Below are 13,676 nucleotides of genomic sequence, written 5' to 3'. Positions count from 1 at the left end.
CCCTGTCCGGCCCGGTCAGGCCGTGTGGGCGGACACCGTCAGGGTCTCGGAGAGGACGCGCCACAGAGCCCAGGCACCGGCACGGCTCGCCGCACGGCACAGCGTCCTCTCCGTGCACCGGGTCGGTCTGTCCTGCCAGGCGCTGACCACCAGACAGTGGAGGCCGAGACTGCGCGCGAACGTGAAACGGATGTGCATGCCGTCGCCCAGGTCATGGCCGGGGAGCGTCGCGATCTGAAGGCTGTTGTACCCGATCGCCTCCACCCGGACCGGGTTTGCGCCCAGCAGATCGCATTCGTCCGCCGGACGGATCACGGTCGGGCAGCCGCCGCTGACCGGGAACAGCCAGAAGTTGTCGGTGAGCTGCCTGCGTACGTCGTGCGGTCGGGTGAACGGGTGGAAGCCCAGCGAGTAGCCGTACCGGTACAGCTGGTTCGAGCCGGTCGACGGTGACTCGGCGTACGACGGGGACGGCAGCGCCGCGCACAGGAGAGCGGCGACGAGCAGGCCGGCCGGTGCGGCACGGGCCGACGCGCTGACTGCTCTCAGGGCGGCGCCGCGGAGCGCCCGGAGCCGAGTGCGGCCTGCCTTCCGCATCAGCACCTCCCGGAGCGCGAACATGAGCCAAGGGGACAACGGCTTCATGGCGGCCCTGGTCGGCATCGCCCGCGACGAGGGCGTCTCCGGCTATGTCGAGGACGGCTCCAACCGCTGGCCCGCCGTCGCCCGGTTCGATGCCGCGCGTCTCTTCCGGCTGGCGCTGGAGCAGGCCCCCGCGGGATCCGCGCTGCACGCGGTCGCCGACGAGGGGGTCCCGATCCGGGCCGTCGCCGAAGTGATCGGACGCCATCTCGACGTCCCCATGGAGGCGTTGGCGTCCCCCACGCTCCAAAGTCTAGCGTCGCTAGGAAATGGGTCATCGACATGTTAGTGTCGATCCAATTCCTAGCGGTGCTAGAAAAGGAGACGGATCATGCTCATGCCCCTCGCCTACGGGCTCGCCATCCTGCTCAACGCCATGGTCATCTTCATCGGAGTGCGGTTCCTCGTGGTGCCGCGCGTCTCCGCCGCCGGCTACGGTGTCCCGGCCAAGGAGGACGGGGACGCGGCCTACCTGTCCATCAAGGGTCTGCGCGACCTCACCTACGGCATACTCGGCCTCGCCCTGCTGGCCTTCTCGGGTGCTCATGCCGCCGGGTTGTTCATGCTGATCGTCAGCATCCTCCCGCTCGGCGACACCCTTGTCGTTCTGCGTAACGGGGGCACCAGGGCGGTCGCCTTCGGCATCCACTTCGCCACGGCCGTGGTCATGCTCATCAACGCCGCTCTCCTCTTCGCCGTCTGACACCGGGGCCCGTTCCCGCAACGAGACGGATTTTCTCCAGACAAGGAGTCACAGATGTCGCTGATCGTGCCGGACTTCGACGAGTCCGTTCTCGTCCGCTCCGCCGACGCCGAAGTGATCGGCCGGGCGCCCACCACCATCAGGCTGCTGGCCGACAGCAGCTCGACCGGCGGCGCGCTGTCCACCCAGCGGGTCAGCCTGACCAACGGGGCGGACGGCGCCAAGCCGCACCACCACTCGCGATCGGCCGAGCTGTTCTACGTACTGGGCGGCACGGCCCAACTGCTCTCCGGTGAGCAGCTCGTGACCGCCGAACGGGGCGACCTCGTCATCGTCCCGCCCGGCCTCGCGCACGCCTTCGCCGCCGCTCCCGGAGAGGACGCCGACATCCTCATCGTCATCACCCCGGGCGTCGAACGCTTCGAGTACTTCCGCCATCTGGAGCGCATCGCCTACGGCAAGGTGCCGCCGGAGAGCCTGCTGGAGGTCCAGGAGCTGTACGACACCTACTTCCTCAACAGCGAGGCCTGGAGCAAGGCCCGGGGATGAACGGCTCGGGCCCGGCACCGCGCTCCGTCAGGGTCCCGGTGGCACGCGCGATTCCTGGCCGGTGGGCGGCAGCAGGGACACGAGGGCCGAGACGGCGACGGCCAGCGCCAGGCTGAGGACCAGGGAGGCCGTCAGGGCGTGTCCGTACGCGGCAACGTCCCCGTGACCGCCACGGCCCAGGCTGCCGTAGAAGATGACGCCCACGACGGCCACCCCGCCCGAACCGCCGATCTGCTGGCCCGTGGAGAGCACGCCCGATGCCATGCCAGTCTCCGCCGGACGGACGCGCGAGAGTACGGCGTTGAGCAGCGGGGTGACCAGTACGCCGTTGCCCGCCCCGACCACGAGCAGCGGCCCGGCCAGGAACCACGCTGTCAGTGAGTCCCCGGCGCAGGCCACGACGGCGAGAGCGGCCGCGTGGCCGAGGGCGAGGATCAACGCTCCCGCATGCAGCAGCCGCCGCCCGTACCGCGCCGAGCGCCCGGCGACGAGACTTCCCGCGAAGAGGGCGACGGCGAACGGCACGTAGCTCACCCCGGCCCTCAGCGGGTCCAGTCCGAGGCCGTCCTGCAAGGTCACGGACAGCACCAGGAAGAAGGAATTGATGCCGGAATAGGCGAGGAGGACCAGAAGCATGCCGACGGCGAAAGCGCGGTTGCGCAACAGGCCCAGCCGCAGCAACGGGGAACCGCCTCGCGCCTCGACCCGGCGCTCCACGGCGGCGAAGCCGATCAGCGCGAGCGCTCCGGCGACCGGGCTGATCCGGGCCCACATGGGCCAGCCGGCCTCTCGGCCCACGATGACGGGGACGATGAGTAGGGCGAGCGCGAGGCTCAGCACGGCCATCCCGGCGAAGTCCGGCCGACGGTCGCCGGGATGCCGCGACTCGGGCACCAGAGCCGCCGCCAGCGCCAGCGTGATCAGGCCGATGGGAACGTTGACCCAGAAGACCGGGCGCCAGGACGCCCCGAAGAGGTCGACGGAGAGCAGCAGGCCGCCGAGAATCTGGCCGCAGACCCCCGCGGCACCGATGACGGCGCCCAGCGTGCCGAAGGCGCGCGGCCGCTGTGCGGGCGGCAGCAGGGTCTGGATCATGGCGAACACCTGCGGGAACATCACGGCGGCGCCGAGCCCCTGGACGAGCCTGGCCGCGATCAGGGAGCCGGGTCCCGGCGCGAGGGCACAGGCCGCCGATGCCAGCGTGAATACGCTCACGCCGATGAGGAAGCACCGCCGGCGGCCGAACCGGTCACCCAGCCGGGCGCCGGTGATCAACGCGACGGCGTAGGTGAGCTGGTAGCCCGCCAGGACCAGCTGGACATCGGAGTCGGACGCCCCCAGGTCGTCCTGGATGGCCGGAGCCGCGATGACCACGATGAAGGTGTCGAGGACCGCCATGAAGACGCCGAGGTGGATGACGGCGAGCACGCGCCGGGGCGAGGCGGGCGGGCGGGTCCGCACGGCAGCACCGGTGGCGGGGGCGGAGCGTGGGGGATCGGCGGGCTGCCGGGTGCGATTCATGGGCATGACTCTGGTGCGGGCCCGGACGGTTCAACAGGGAGAGAACATGCTGGTGGCGGCAGTACCACCCTGGGCGTGCACGGTGGCCGAAGGCTCAGAACCTGATGAGCCGGGCCGCGCTGCCGGGCGGGAGCCCCTCGACGGGCGCACGTCCGGCACCGATCGACGGGCCGTGCCGGAGCGGCGGTGGTTCACCCGTCCCGCCCGTTCATCGGCGCGGTCGGTCGTCACCCGGATCCGAGCCGGTGAACATGTCGACGAGGCTCTGCGGGGCTTCGTCGTTGAGGTAGAGCGGGAGAAGGTCCGCGGCCTCGGCGGCAGCTTCGGCACTGCGGGGGAACAGGGAGTTCTCGTATGCGGTGAGCGCGGCCTCGACGTCGTCGGGATGAGCGGCGATGGCTTCGCCGAGCTCCGCGCCGTCGAACATCGCGAGGTTGGCGCCTTCGCCGGAGGGCAGCGTCAGATGGGCGGCGTCGCCGAGCATGGTGACGCCCGGGACACGGTCCCACCGGTGTGCGGCCGGCAGGGCGTGGAGCGTCCGCAGGACCGGCGCGGTCTCACCGTCGGTGATGAGCGCCGTGAGCTCCGGCGCCCAGCCGTCGAACTCCTCGGCGACGCGGGCCGTGGCCCTGCCGGCGTCGGTGAAGTCGATGCCGTCGCTCCACTCCCTGGCCTTGTTGAGCTGGACGTAGGTGTGCAGGACCCCGCCCGGTTCCCGGTGGGCGACGATCCCCTTTCCGGGCGCGAGCGCGAACATGGATCCTCCGCCGACCGCCTTCGCGCTCGCGGGGTGGCGCTCGTCACTGTCGAACAGGTACGTCTCGATGAACACCGTGCCGACGTACTCGGGCTTCGCCCCGGACAACAGGGGACGGACACGTGACCACGCACCGTCCGCGCCGACCAGGAGGCCGGTCGTCACGGTCGGGCCGTCGGCGAAGGTGAGCTCGTGCCGGCCGGCGCCGAGCGGGCGGGCCGCGGTGACCTTCCGTCCCCATTCGATCGTCCCGGCGGGCAGCGAGTCGAGCAGGATCTGCCGCAGCCGGCCGCGGAGCACCTCGGGCCGCTTGCCTCCGCCGTCGTCGGGCCGGTCGAACAGCACGGATCCATGCCTGTCGAGCACCCGTATCGCCTCACCGCCCTCGTGAACGAGGTCGAGGAACCGGTCGAACAAACCGGCGGCCCTGAGGGCGGGCTGCCCGTTGTGGTCGTGGATGTCGAGCATGCCGCCCTGGGTGCGGGCGGCCGGTGACGTCTCCGCTTCGTAGACCGTCGCCGGGATGCCGTGGACATGGAGGACGCGGGCCAGCGTCAGCCCTCCGAGTCCTGCGCCGATGATCGTGACTGGAGTGGTCATGGTGGCTCCTTCCTGATCGCGGACCGCTGGGGATGCCCGGCGATCACGCCTGGAACGCTGTTCCAGCAGATCCAGGGTGGAACGCTGTTCCATGGGTTGTCAAGCTGGAACGACGTTCCAAGGTGTCTAGGATGGGGGCATGGCAACCAGGATGGGCCGTCCGGAACGACGGCAGGAACCGCTCTCCGCGCAGCGCATCGTCAGCGCCGCCGTCGAGCTCCTCGACACGGTGGGCGAGAGCGGGCTCACGTTCCGCGCGCTGGCCGAGCACCTCGCGACCGGTCCCGGGGCGATCTACTGGCATGTCACCGGCAAGACCGAACTGCTGGCCGCCGCCACCGACGCTGTCGTGGCCACCACCGTCGCCGGCGACGACACCGACGCCACGCCGCAGGACGCGATCCGGGCCCTCGCGCTCGGTGTGTTCGACGCGATCGACGCCCACCCATGGGTCGGCGCGCAGCTCGCCCGTACCTCGTGGCAGCCGCCGATGCTGCGCGTGTTCGAACGCGTCGGACGACAGGTCCAGGCGCTCCAAGTGCCCAGGGCCGCCCAGTTCACCGCGGTGTCCGCGCTGATGAGTTACATCCTCGGAGTGGCCGGCCAGAACGCCGCCAACACCCGGACGCTCCAGCCGGGCGCGGACCGGACCGCGTTCCTCGACGCCGCGGCGGCCACCTGGGCGGAGCTGGACCCCGACGATTACGCGTTCACCCGGACCGTCGCCGGACAGCTGCGCGAGCACGACGACCGGGCGGAGTTCCTCGCCGGCGTCGACCTGATCCTCACCGGAATCACCGCTCGCCGGTAGCGGACGGCGCCCTGCCGGAGGAGGCGGCCCCGGACGGTATGGTCCGGGGCGCACGGTGCGTGGTGGATCGGGGGTTTCGATGAGTGACGGTGAGCGGCGCAGGGTCCTGGCGGAGTTCCTCCGCACCCGCAGGGGGCGCGTCCAGCCGGGCGACGTCGGCATCGAGGCCGGGCTCCGCAGGCGTACCCCCGGACTGCGCCGCGAGGAACTCGCCCTCCTTTCGGGGGTCAGCGTCACCTGGTACACATGGCTCGAACAGGCCAGGGACATCAGCGTGAGCCGTCAGGTGCTGCTCAGCCTGGCGCGGGTGCTGCGGCTCTCTCCGGCCGAGACCCGGCACCTGTTCGCGCTGGCCGGCCAGGTGTCGCCTCCGGAGGCCGCCGCGCGGGGCGGTACCCCGGCGTTGCGGCGCCTGGTGGACGCACTCGACCCGAATCCGGCGTATCTGCTCGCCCCCAACTGGGACCTGCTGGCCCGCAACCGGTCCGAGGCCGGTCTGGTGGGGCCCTCGGACGCCGGGGACGGGGTCGGGCCCAACCTCATCAGGATGGTGTTCACCCTGCCCAGGATCCGCACGCTCCTGGTGGACTGGCCGGGGCAGGCGCGGGCCCTGCTGGAGCAGTACCGGGCCGGCGCGGACCGCAACACCGGCGATGAGTCGTTCGAGGGGCTGACGGCTGACCTGCGCCGGGAGAGTGCGGAGTTCCGGAGCTGGTGGGACACCCACGATGTCGCGGAGTTCCGGCCGGCCCGCAGAGCGTTCGACCACCCCGGACTGGGCCGGCTGACCTTCGACTACGTGAAGCTGGCGCCCGTGGACACCCCCGGCCTCACACTGGTCTCGTGCCTGCCGTCCGACGACGAGACGGCCGGAAAGCTCCCGGGGCTGTGCGAGTACGCCGAGTGGGACGGCCCGGACGGCGGCTCCGGCGGCTGAGCGGCAGCCACCGGAGGACCCTCCCGCGAACGGGGACCGGACGGGCCGGACCCGCGACGGACCGGCTTTCAGGCGGCGACTCCCAGCACCAGGGCCCCGACCACCGGCGCCGCGTACACCAGGGGGAACGGGATGTGCGAGTGCTGGTGTGCCCGGATCACCGTGACGACCGCACCGGCGAAGTACAGCACCAGACCGATCCCGGCCGCGACGCCGATGACCGGCACGAACAGACCGGCCAGCAGACCCGCGGCCCCGGCGGCCTTGGCCGCGCCGAGCCAGGTCCACCAGGCGCGGGGAACGCGGTAGTCGGTCAGGGCCTGGACGACCCACTGGGCGCGCAGGAGAAGGGCGCCGGCCGAGTAGCCGGCCATGGCGGCGGCCACGAGAGTGACGACAACGTGAGCGATGGACATCGTGAGGACTCCTCATCAGGCGGATGCCGGTGCGGTTTCGCTCCGGCATTGCACTGACACGCCTCGACGAGCGAACGTGACACATTCGGAGAAGAAGTTCTCATCCGGCGTGCGGGGCCGGCGCGTCCCGGACGTGCCTCACCCGGTCCGCGTCGCCGTCGCCGGCTTCCTCAGGTCCGCCGGGCGAGCAGGAACAGGTGCGGTTCGGGCGCTGCCGCCGGATGGGCCGGTGTGAACACGCTGCTCCGTTCCGACAGGACCGAGAATCCGGCCCCGGCCACCAACGCGGTGAATTCCGCGGGCCCGAAGCTGGTCACCCGCACCGGCCGTCCCATGAACTCACCGCTCACGCCCTCCAGGTCCAACGGCACCGTCGCGACGGCCAAGTGGCCGCCGGGCCGCAGCGACCGTGCGAGCAGGCGCAGCACCTGCGACTGGTCGGCGCGCGACATCTGCAGGAGCGAGAAGTACACACAGGCGGCGTCGAAACTCCCCTCTTCCAGGGGCAGTTCACGGATGTCCGCACAACGGAACGCGGCGCGGGGCACCTGCCGGGACGCGATGTCCACCATGACCGCAGAGACATCGACACCGAGTACCTCATGACCGGCGTCGGCCAGGGTCTGCGCGGTCGGCCGCCCGGTGCCGCTGCCGACATCCAGTACCCGGCTGTGCGGGGCGAGCTGCTCCAGCAGCAGTTCCAACGAGGCGTGGTGTGCGGCCGATCCGGCGAAGGCCCGCTCGTACTCGGCGCCGATGGCATCGAACACCGTCGCGGCAGTGGGCTGTTGACCTGAGTCCATCGGGAATCCACTCCTTCTCGGGCCAGTGTCCCAGGCCCCCGCCACCACAGTATTCGCGACCGTCGCGGACTACTGCAACGCGTGCACGGCCGCGCCGAAGACGGCCGGTACTCGGTATGCGGCGGGGACGATCAGGCGGGCGGTCGACGGATGGCGAGCCACCGCCAACAACCCCTCGGTGAGCAATCGGTGACGTCTGGTCAGCTTCCTCCACCGGGCCGGGTAGTCCTGCGGCCGGCCGGCGGCCAGCGCGTCCACCGCCGCGGCGGCCGTCGCCAGCGCCAGGGCCACCCCCTCACCGGTCAGCGCGTCCACGTACCCCGCGGCGTCACCGACCAGCAGGACGCGGCCGGCCCGCCGGTCCAGCGCCCGCCGGCGCAGCGGGCCGGCGCCGCGCACGGGACCCGCTTCCCGGCCGGCGAGTGAGGCGGCCAGCCGGGGGAACGCCGTCAGGTGCTCCTCGTAGGAGCGGCGTTCCCGGCTGAGTACGGCCACACCCACCAGGCCGTCCCCGAGCGGCGTCACGTACGCCTCGCCGCGCCGGGACCAGTGCACCTCCACGAACTCCGTCCACGGGGCGATCCGGTAGTGGCGGCGCTGCCCGTACCGGCGCACCGTAGCGCCCGGACCGTCCAGTCCCAGCTCGCGCCGGAGCGGCGAGTGCAGCCCGTCGGCCGCGACCATCCAACGTGCCGTGAGCCCGCCCGCACTGACCCGGTCGTCGCTCTGCGTCACGTCCGCGAGCTTGCCCGGCACGATCCGGACGCCGAGCTCCAACGCCCGGCCGTGCAGGGCGGTATGCAGCTCGGTCCGCCGCACGCCGAGCCCCGTCCGCCCCCGGAACGCCGCTTCGGCGCTGCGCGCGCCCTCGACGTACCGGATGCCGCGCAGCCGGTGCCCGGACACCTCGACGCCCAGGGCGCGCAGCGCGGCGACCCCGCTGGGCATGATGCCCTCGCCGCAGGCCTTGTCGACGGGCGAGGCGCGGGGCTCCACGACGACCGTCTCCAGGCCCAGCCGGGCCGCCCGGATCGCCGCCGCCAGCCCGGCCGGACCGCCGCCCGCCACCAGGAGGTCGATCACGCCGGAACGTCCGCGGCCGAAGCGGCGCTGAGGGCCGCCTCCTCGCACCGGACACGTACGGTCATCAGCGCCGCGTTGAGAACGGTGAAGAGCACCGCGGTCACCCACGCGCCGTGGACGAGCGGCAGCGCGAGTCCCTCGGCGGCGACGGCGACGTAGTTCGGGTGACGGAACAGGCGGTACGGTCCGCCGGTCACCAGAGGCAGCCCCGGCACGACGATGACACGGGTGTTCCACCGGTGCCCGAGCGTACGGATGCACCACCAGCGCAGGCCCTGCGCGGCCGCGACGACGGCCACCATCGCCCAGCCGAACAGCGGCATGAACGGCCGGTCCGCGAGCCGGACCTCCACGAGGCAGCCCAGCAGCAGAGCCGTGTGCAGGGCGACCATCGCCGGGTAGTGGGCGCGGCCGGTCTCGACGCCGCCCCTGGCCAGCGCCCAGCGGCTGTTGCGGAGCGCGACGACGAGTTCGGCGAGCCGTTCGCCCGCCACGGCCAGCACCAGTGCCGTGTACCAGATCATGTGTCCTCCGACCTACCAGCGCAGCAGCACCAGTTCGCAGCAGAATCCGGGCCCCATCGCCATCAGCAGCCCAGGCGACCCCGGCTCGGGCCGCCGCTGCTCCAGCGTGTCCCGCAGCACGTGGAGCACCGAGGAGGAGGACAGGTTGCCCACCTCGGCCAGCGAGCGCCAGGTGACGTCGAGAGCGCCGTCGGGAAGCGAGAGGACCTCGGAGACGGCCTCCAGGACCTTGGGGCCGCCCGGGTGGCACACCCAGTGGGCCACGTCCTTCGGCTTGAGCCCGTGCTCCGCGAGGAAGCCGCTCACGTCGTCGGCGAGATACCGGCGCACGACGTCGGGGACGGCCGGATCGAGGAGCACCTTGAAGCCGGTACTGCGAATGTCCCAGCCCATCACGTGCTCGGTGTCCGGGTACATGCGACTGCGGGTCGCCACCACCTCGGGTCCCGCCCCGGACGCCCGGCCCTCGCCGAGCGCCACCACGGCGGCCGCCCCGTCACCGAACAGCGCGGTCGCCACCAGGTTGGCGGTCGAGGCGTCGTGGCGCTGGAACGTGAGGGAACAGAGCTCCACCGAGAGCAGCACCGCCACGTCGTCGGGACGGCCGAGCAGATAGTCGTGCAGCCGGGCCACCCCGGCGGCCCCGGCCACGCAGCCGAGCCCGAAGACCGGCAGCCGCTTCACATCGGGGCGCAGACCGAGCCGCCCCACCAGCCGGGCGTCGACCGAGGGAGCGGCCACCCCGGTGACGGACGTGAACATCAGGAGGTCCACATCGGCGGGCCGCAGCCCCGCGGTCCGCAGCGCCCCGCGCAGCGCCTCGGCGCCCATGTCCACGGCCGCGCCGATGAACACGTCGTTGGCGTCGCCGAACCCGTCCAGTTCCGCGTAGCGCTCCAGGGGCAGCACCATGTTCCGGGTGCGTACCCGGGCGTTCTCGTGCAGCCGGTCCAGCACCCGCCGGTCGGCCCCCGGCGGCAGACAGGTGCGGGCCACCATGTCGGTGACCTCGCGCTGCGTGTGGCGGTACGGAGCCGGGGTGCCGTGAACGGCGGCGATCCGGGTCATCCCGGGTCCTGATTCGGAGGCATCATGGCCCATCCCTGCCCCGCATGATGGATAGAACACCGTAAACAACCCGTGCGGCTGTCACGCCCGTCCGGCACGCAGTACCTACGATCACGTGATGGGCACCCCCGACCCGCCGCGCGTCCACGCCACGACCGTGTGTCCGCCTCGCCTCGCCGCCGCGCTGGCCCGCTCCTGCCATCCGGGGCCGGTGGTCGCGGTGAGCGCGCTGGCCGGGGCGCTGGGCGTCGGCGTCGGCCTCGACGGGATCCGCTGCGCCCTCCTGGTCGCCGCCGTGCTGAGCGGCCAGCTCTCGGTGGGCTGGTGCAATGACGCCTTCGACGCCCGGCGGGACGCCGCGGCCGGCCGTCACGGCAAACCGGTGGCCGACGGGTCCGTGAGCCGTCAGGTGGTGTGGACGGCGGCGTTCACCGCCGCGCTGCTGTGCGTTCCGCTCTCCCTGGCCTGCGGACTGCTCGCCGGTACGGTGCACCTGGCCGCGGTGGCGGCGGCCTGGGCGTACAACCTGAGGCTGAAGGCGACAGCGCTGTCCTGGCTCCCGTACGTGATCGGGTTCGCCGCCCTGCCCGCGGTGGCCGCCCTGACCCTGCCCGGAAGTCCGGGCCCCGCATGGTGGGCCGTGACGGCCGGTGCGCTGCTGGGCCTGGCGGCCCATCTGGGCGATGTGCTCCCCGACATCGAGGACGACCTGCGCAACGGGGTGTACGGGCTGCCGCACCGGCTGGGTGTCACCGGCACCGGACTGCTGCTGCCGGTGCCCCTGGTGGCGGCCTCGGCGGTGCTGGCGCTCGGCCCGGCCGGACCGCCGGGCTGGTGGGGGATGCTGACCCTGGCGGTGGCGGCGCCCACGGCACTGGCCGGGCTCCTGCTCGGCCGGTACTGGCGCAAGGCCGCGCTCGCCGCCGCCGTGGTCGTGGCGGCGGCCGATGTGGCCCTGCTGCTGGTGCGCGGCGCGGCGCCGGTGTGAACCGGGCGGCGGGCCGGGCCGGTGGCCTCACACCGTACGCAGCCACGCGTCGAGCAGCCGGAAATCGGCGCCGGCCGTACCGCCTGCCCGTACTGCCCGCCCGCCGCGCCGGCTGATCAGATCAGGAAGACCGGGTTGCTGAGCGCCGCCATGTGCCCTTCGGGGTGCCGTACCCCGACCCGGACGAACGCCGAATCCGCCGGTGCCCGCCGGAGCGGGGCGCGGCGCAACGGCACGTCAGCGTCCGCCCGCCACGCGCAGAATCGCCCCGGTGGCGTACGAGGCGTCGTCCGAGAGCAGCCAGGCGACGGCTCCGGCGATCTCTTCGGGCTGTCCCGGCCGGCCCAGCGGGATGCCGGCGGCGAGCTTGTCGGGGCGCTCGGGGTCCTCGTGGAATTCGGTGCGGATGACGCCCGGCGACACCGCGTTGACCCGGATGCCGTCCGCCGCGACCTCCTTCGACAGACCGATGGTCATCGTGTCCACGGCGGCCTTGGCGGCGGCGTAGTGGACGTACTCACCGGGGCCGCCGAGCGTGGCGGCGGCCGAGGACATGTTCACGATGGCCCCGCCACCGGTCCGGCTCATGTCGCGCACGGCCCGCCGCGCGCAGAGCAGGTACCCCACGACGTTGACGTCCAGGGCGCGTCGCAGCCCGGCCGCGTCCGCGTCCGCGAGCGGTCCCGTCGGCCCGCCGACGCCCGCGTTGTTGACCAGCCCGGTGACCGGGCCGAGCTCGGCGGCCGCGGACTCGAAGAGCCGGTCGACACCTGCCTCGTCGGTCGTGTCCAGCTGAACCACGGCGCAGCGGCGGCCCGTCCCGCGCACGCTGGCGGCGACGGCCTCGGCCGCCGCGGCGTCGGAGCGGTAGCCCAGCGCGATGTCGTGACCGTCGTTCGCCAGACGTACACAGACGGCCGCGCCGATCCCGCGACTGCCGCCGGTGACCACGGTGACCGGATGACGGCTCATGAATGCCCCTGACTCGGGTTCGAGGACCCGATGTCCCCGGCGGAGTGACCATCGTAGGGAGTGAAGATCGAACTCCTCCCGGGCAGGTCCGGGCGGCGGCGGGGCACGAGGACGGCCTGACGCGGCGGGCCGAAAGCGGTGAGCGACCGATGGCCGCCACCCACTCATGGAAGAGTGGCGGTCATCGGTCGCCCGTGCGACGCGGTGGCTACAGGGGGAGGTCGCTGCCGCCCCGGCCGGCCTGCTGCTCGCTCTGCTCGTGCAGCTTCCGGGCCTTCTCCTGGAGCCGTCGGCGCTGCTCCGGGTCGTTGGTGCGCTCCGCGGCCTCGGTCATGTGCCTGGCCTTCTCGCGCATCTGACCGGCTCGGCCGGTTTCTCCTGCAACGCTCATCGTCGCTCCTTGAACGGTAGGGAAGAGCGGGCTCCCTCAGAGAACCAGCGCTCCGGGACCGTCGCACTCCGAACCGCTACGTACCGTGAAGGTGGCAGGTGGGGCGGGTGCCGGGAACGGGCTGGTGCGGCGGTGCGGGCGCCGGCTCCCGCACCGGCGGGAATCGTGGCCCCCCGACGCTGGCATGATCAGGGGTATGAACGAGCGCATGATCGCCGCGTGTGACGGGGCGTCGAAGGGTAATCCGGGGCCTGCGGCCTGGGCATACGTGGTGGCCGACGCCGCGGGCAGGCCGTTTCGGTGGGAGGCGGGACCGCTGGGCACCGCCACCAACAACGTCGCCGAGCTCACCGCGCTGCAGGAGCTGCTGGAGTCCGTCGACGCCGGTGTGCCGCTTGAGGTCCGGATGGACTCGCAGTACGCGATGAACGCCGTCACCAAGTGGCTGCGGGGCTGGAAGCGCAACGGCTGGAAGACCTCGGCCGGCAAACCCGTGGCCAACCGCGATCTGGTGGCCCGCATCGACGCCCTGCTGACCGGCCGGACCGTGGACTTCGTCTACGTGCCCGCCCACCAGGTGGACGGCGACCCGCTGAACGCGCTCGCCGACCAGGCGGCCAGTGAGGTGGCCGTGGCCCAGCGCGCGGCCGGTACCTCCCAGGGGTCCGCGGACCTGCCGGTGCCCGTGGCCGCCCGCGCCTCCGAAGGGCGGCGGACCGCCGGTGCGGCCAAGAGCACCGGCGCCACGGCGGGAAGCACGGGCAGAACGGCCCGCTCCGGTGCCACCATCCGCGCCAGGTTCGCCGGGCGGTGCCACTGTGGGAAGCCGTACGCGGCCAAGGACACGATCGCCAAGAACGACCAGGGCTGGGGCCATCCGGAGTGCCGCACGGCCTCCGCCTGACCCACGC

General features: G+C 72.5%; 17 protein-coding genes. 7 read left to right on the top strand and 10 right to left on the bottom strand.

Annotated elements, in window-relative coordinates; translation table 11 throughout:
* Positions 1-15: 15 nt before the first annotated feature.
* The gene (locus ACZ6S6_RS23990) at positions 16-621 is read right to left on the bottom strand and encodes a hypothetical protein (RefSeq protein WP_469706873.1); all 606 of its coding nucleotides are present in this window, start codon (positions 619-621) and stop codon (positions 16-18) included.
* On the opposite strand from ACZ6S6_RS23990, the gene ACZ6S6_RS23985 reads away from it, so the two are divergent.
* The 3 genes from ACZ6S6_RS23985 to ACZ6S6_RS23975 are packed head-to-tail and all read left to right on the top strand — an operon-like array spanning position 620 to position 1,894.
* Complete coding sequence (locus ACZ6S6_RS23985; protein WP_469706872.1) at positions 620-931, top strand: hypothetical protein; 312 nt, start codon at positions 620-622, stop codon at positions 929-931. The genes ACZ6S6_RS23990 and ACZ6S6_RS23985 overlap by 2 nt on opposite strands.
* Before the next feature lie 42 nt (positions 932-973).
* Positions 974-1,345: a DUF4267 domain-containing protein gene (locus tag ACZ6S6_RS23980; RefSeq protein ID WP_469706871.1), complete on the top strand. Its 372-nt coding sequence runs from the start codon at positions 974-976 to the stop codon at positions 1,343-1,345.
* Positions 1,346-1,399: 54 nt separating this feature from the next.
* Positions 1,400-1,894, top strand: coding sequence for a cupin domain-containing protein (locus tag ACZ6S6_RS23975; protein WP_469706870.1), 495 nt, complete (start codon positions 1,400-1,402; stop codon positions 1,892-1,894).
* 27 nt (positions 1,895-1,921) lie between these two features.
* Here the strand turns inward: ACZ6S6_RS23975 and ACZ6S6_RS23970 are convergent, their stop codons facing one another.
* Positions 1,922-3,415 carry an MFS transporter gene (locus ACZ6S6_RS23970; RefSeq protein WP_469706869.1) on the bottom strand — a complete coding sequence of 498 codons (1,494 nt, stop codon included), beginning with the start codon at positions 3,413-3,415 and terminating at the stop codon, positions 1,922-1,924.
* Between the two features lie 208 nt (positions 3,416-3,623).
* Complete coding sequence (locus ACZ6S6_RS23965; RefSeq protein ID WP_469706868.1) at positions 3,624-4,772, bottom strand: FAD-dependent oxidoreductase; 1,149 nt, start codon at positions 4,770-4,772, stop codon at positions 3,624-3,626.
* 139 nt (positions 4,773-4,911) lie between these two features.
* On the opposite strand from ACZ6S6_RS23965, the gene ACZ6S6_RS23960 reads away from it, so the two are divergent.
* A complete protein-coding gene (locus ACZ6S6_RS23960; RefSeq protein ID WP_469706867.1) occupies positions 4,912-5,583 on the top strand; it encodes a TetR/AcrR family transcriptional regulator in 672 nt (223 codons plus the stop codon).
* 79 nt (positions 5,584-5,662) lie between these two features.
* On the top strand, positions 5,663-6,520 hold the full coding sequence (locus ACZ6S6_RS23955) for a helix-turn-helix transcriptional regulator (protein ID WP_362958881.1): 858 nt from the start codon (positions 5,663-5,665) through the stop codon (positions 6,518-6,520).
* A gap of 68 nt (positions 6,521-6,588) precedes the next feature.
* Here the strand turns inward: ACZ6S6_RS23955 and ACZ6S6_RS23950 are convergent, their stop codons facing one another.
* From ACZ6S6_RS23950 to ACZ6S6_RS23930, 5 genes are all read right to left on the bottom strand, one after another.
* A complete protein-coding gene (locus ACZ6S6_RS23950; RefSeq protein ID WP_362958884.1) occupies positions 6,589-6,936 on the bottom strand; it encodes a DoxX family protein in 348 nt (115 codons plus the stop codon).
* A gap of 170 nt (positions 6,937-7,106) precedes the next feature.
* The gene (locus ACZ6S6_RS23945) at positions 7,107-7,739 is read right to left on the bottom strand and encodes a class I SAM-dependent methyltransferase (protein WP_362958887.1); all 633 of its coding nucleotides are present in this window, start codon (positions 7,737-7,739) and stop codon (positions 7,107-7,109) included.
* A 69-nt stretch (positions 7,740-7,808) separates the two neighbouring features.
* Positions 7,809-8,822 carry an NAD(P)/FAD-dependent oxidoreductase gene (locus ACZ6S6_RS23940; protein WP_469706866.1) on the bottom strand — a complete coding sequence of 338 codons (1,014 nt, stop codon included), beginning with the start codon at positions 8,820-8,822 and terminating at the stop codon, positions 7,809-7,811.
* A complete protein-coding gene (locus tag ACZ6S6_RS23935) occupies positions 8,819-9,346 on the bottom strand; it encodes an isoprenylcysteine carboxyl methyltransferase family protein (RefSeq protein ID WP_469706865.1) in 528 nt (175 codons plus the stop codon). Before ACZ6S6_RS23935 ends, ACZ6S6_RS23940 begins: the two co-directional genes overlap by 4 nt.
* A gap of 12 nt (positions 9,347-9,358) precedes the next feature.
* Positions 9,359-10,414, bottom strand: coding sequence for a type III polyketide synthase (locus ACZ6S6_RS23930; RefSeq protein ID WP_469706864.1), 1,056 nt, complete (start codon positions 10,412-10,414; stop codon positions 9,359-9,361).
* Positions 10,415-10,532: 118 nt separating this feature from the next.
* On the opposite strand from ACZ6S6_RS23930, the gene ACZ6S6_RS23925 reads away from it, so the two are divergent.
* Entirely contained in the window at positions 10,533-11,402 is an 870-nt protein-coding gene (locus tag ACZ6S6_RS23925) for a UbiA family prenyltransferase (protein WP_469706863.1), read from the top strand.
* 237 nt (positions 11,403-11,639) lie between these two features.
* Here ACZ6S6_RS23925 and ACZ6S6_RS23920 read toward each other — a convergent pair whose 3' ends face one another.
* Both ACZ6S6_RS23920 and ACZ6S6_RS23915 read right to left on the bottom strand, forming a co-directional pair.
* A complete protein-coding gene (locus tag ACZ6S6_RS23920) occupies positions 11,640-12,374 on the bottom strand; it encodes an SDR family oxidoreductase (RefSeq protein ID WP_362958901.1) in 735 nt (244 codons plus the stop codon).
* Positions 12,375-12,582: 208 nt separating this feature from the next.
* A complete protein-coding gene (locus tag ACZ6S6_RS23915; protein ID WP_362958904.1) occupies positions 12,583-12,765 on the bottom strand; it encodes a DUF6381 family protein in 183 nt (60 codons plus the stop codon).
* A gap of 196 nt (positions 12,766-12,961) precedes the next feature.
* On the opposite strand from ACZ6S6_RS23915, the gene ACZ6S6_RS23910 reads away from it, so the two are divergent.
* Entirely contained in the window at positions 12,962-13,669 is a 708-nt protein-coding gene (locus ACZ6S6_RS23910; RefSeq protein WP_362958906.1) for a ribonuclease H family protein, read from the top strand.
* Positions 13,670-13,676: the final 7 nt, after the last annotated feature.

The organism is Streptomyces sp. NPDC048671 (assembly GCF_055587045.1).
The sequence above is the reverse complement of the archived record's forward strand: the minus strand, read 5'-3'. Positions and strand labels throughout refer to the sequence as shown.

Excerpts from the sequence above, each read along its gene's own strand:
- ACZ6S6_RS23965 (WP_469706868.1), bottom strand. The coding sequence starts at position 4,772 with ATGACCACTCCAGTCACGATCATCGGCGCAGGACTCGGAGGGCTGACG.
- ACZ6S6_RS23975 (WP_469706870.1), top strand. The coding sequence starts at position 1,400 with ATGTCGCTGATCGTGCCGGACTTCGACGAGTCCGTTCTCGTCCGCTCC.
- ACZ6S6_RS23955 (WP_362958881.1), top strand. The coding sequence starts at position 5,663 with ATGAGTGACGGTGAGCGGCGCAGGGTCCTGGCGGAGTTCCTCCGCACC.
- ACZ6S6_RS23970 (WP_469706869.1), bottom strand. The coding sequence starts at position 3,415 with ATGAATCGCACCCGGCAGCCCGCCGATCCCCCACGCTCCGCCCCCGCC.
- ACZ6S6_RS23985 (WP_469706872.1), top strand. The coding sequence starts at position 620 with ATGAGCCAAGGGGACAACGGCTTCATGGCGGCCCTGGTCGGCATCGCC.
- ACZ6S6_RS23935 (WP_469706865.1), bottom strand. The coding sequence starts at position 9,346 with ATGATCTGGTACACGGCACTGGTGCTGGCCGTGGCGGGCGAACGGCTC.
- ACZ6S6_RS23960 (WP_469706867.1), top strand. The coding sequence starts at position 4,912 with ATGGCAACCAGGATGGGCCGTCCGGAACGACGGCAGGAACCGCTCTCC.
- ACZ6S6_RS23925 (WP_469706863.1), top strand. The coding sequence starts at position 10,533 with ATGGGCACCCCCGACCCGCCGCGCGTCCACGCCACGACCGTGTGTCCG.
- ACZ6S6_RS23930 (WP_469706864.1), bottom strand. The coding sequence starts at position 10,414 with ATGACCCGGATCGCCGCCGTTCACGGCACCCCGGCTCCGTACCGCCAC.
- ACZ6S6_RS23950 (WP_362958884.1), bottom strand. The coding sequence starts at position 6,936 with ATGTCCATCGCTCACGTTGTCGTCACTCTCGTGGCCGCCGCCATGGCC.
- ACZ6S6_RS23945 (WP_362958887.1), bottom strand. The coding sequence starts at position 7,739 with ATGGACTCAGGTCAACAGCCCACTGCCGCGACGGTGTTCGATGCCATC.
- ACZ6S6_RS23915 (WP_362958904.1), bottom strand. The coding sequence starts at position 12,765 with ATGAGCGTTGCAGGAGAAACCGGCCGAGCCGGTCAGATGCGCGAGAAG.
- ACZ6S6_RS23990 (WP_469706873.1), bottom strand. The coding sequence starts at position 621 with ATGTTCGCGCTCCGGGAGGTGCTGATGCGGAAGGCAGGCCGCACTCGG.
- ACZ6S6_RS23980 (WP_469706871.1), top strand. The coding sequence starts at position 974 with ATGCTCATGCCCCTCGCCTACGGGCTCGCCATCCTGCTCAACGCCATG.
- ACZ6S6_RS23910 (WP_362958906.1), top strand. The coding sequence starts at position 12,962 with ATGAACGAGCGCATGATCGCCGCGTGTGACGGGGCGTCGAAGGGTAAT.
- ACZ6S6_RS23920 (WP_362958901.1), bottom strand. The coding sequence starts at position 12,374 with ATGAGCCGTCATCCGGTCACCGTGGTCACCGGCGGCAGTCGCGGGATC.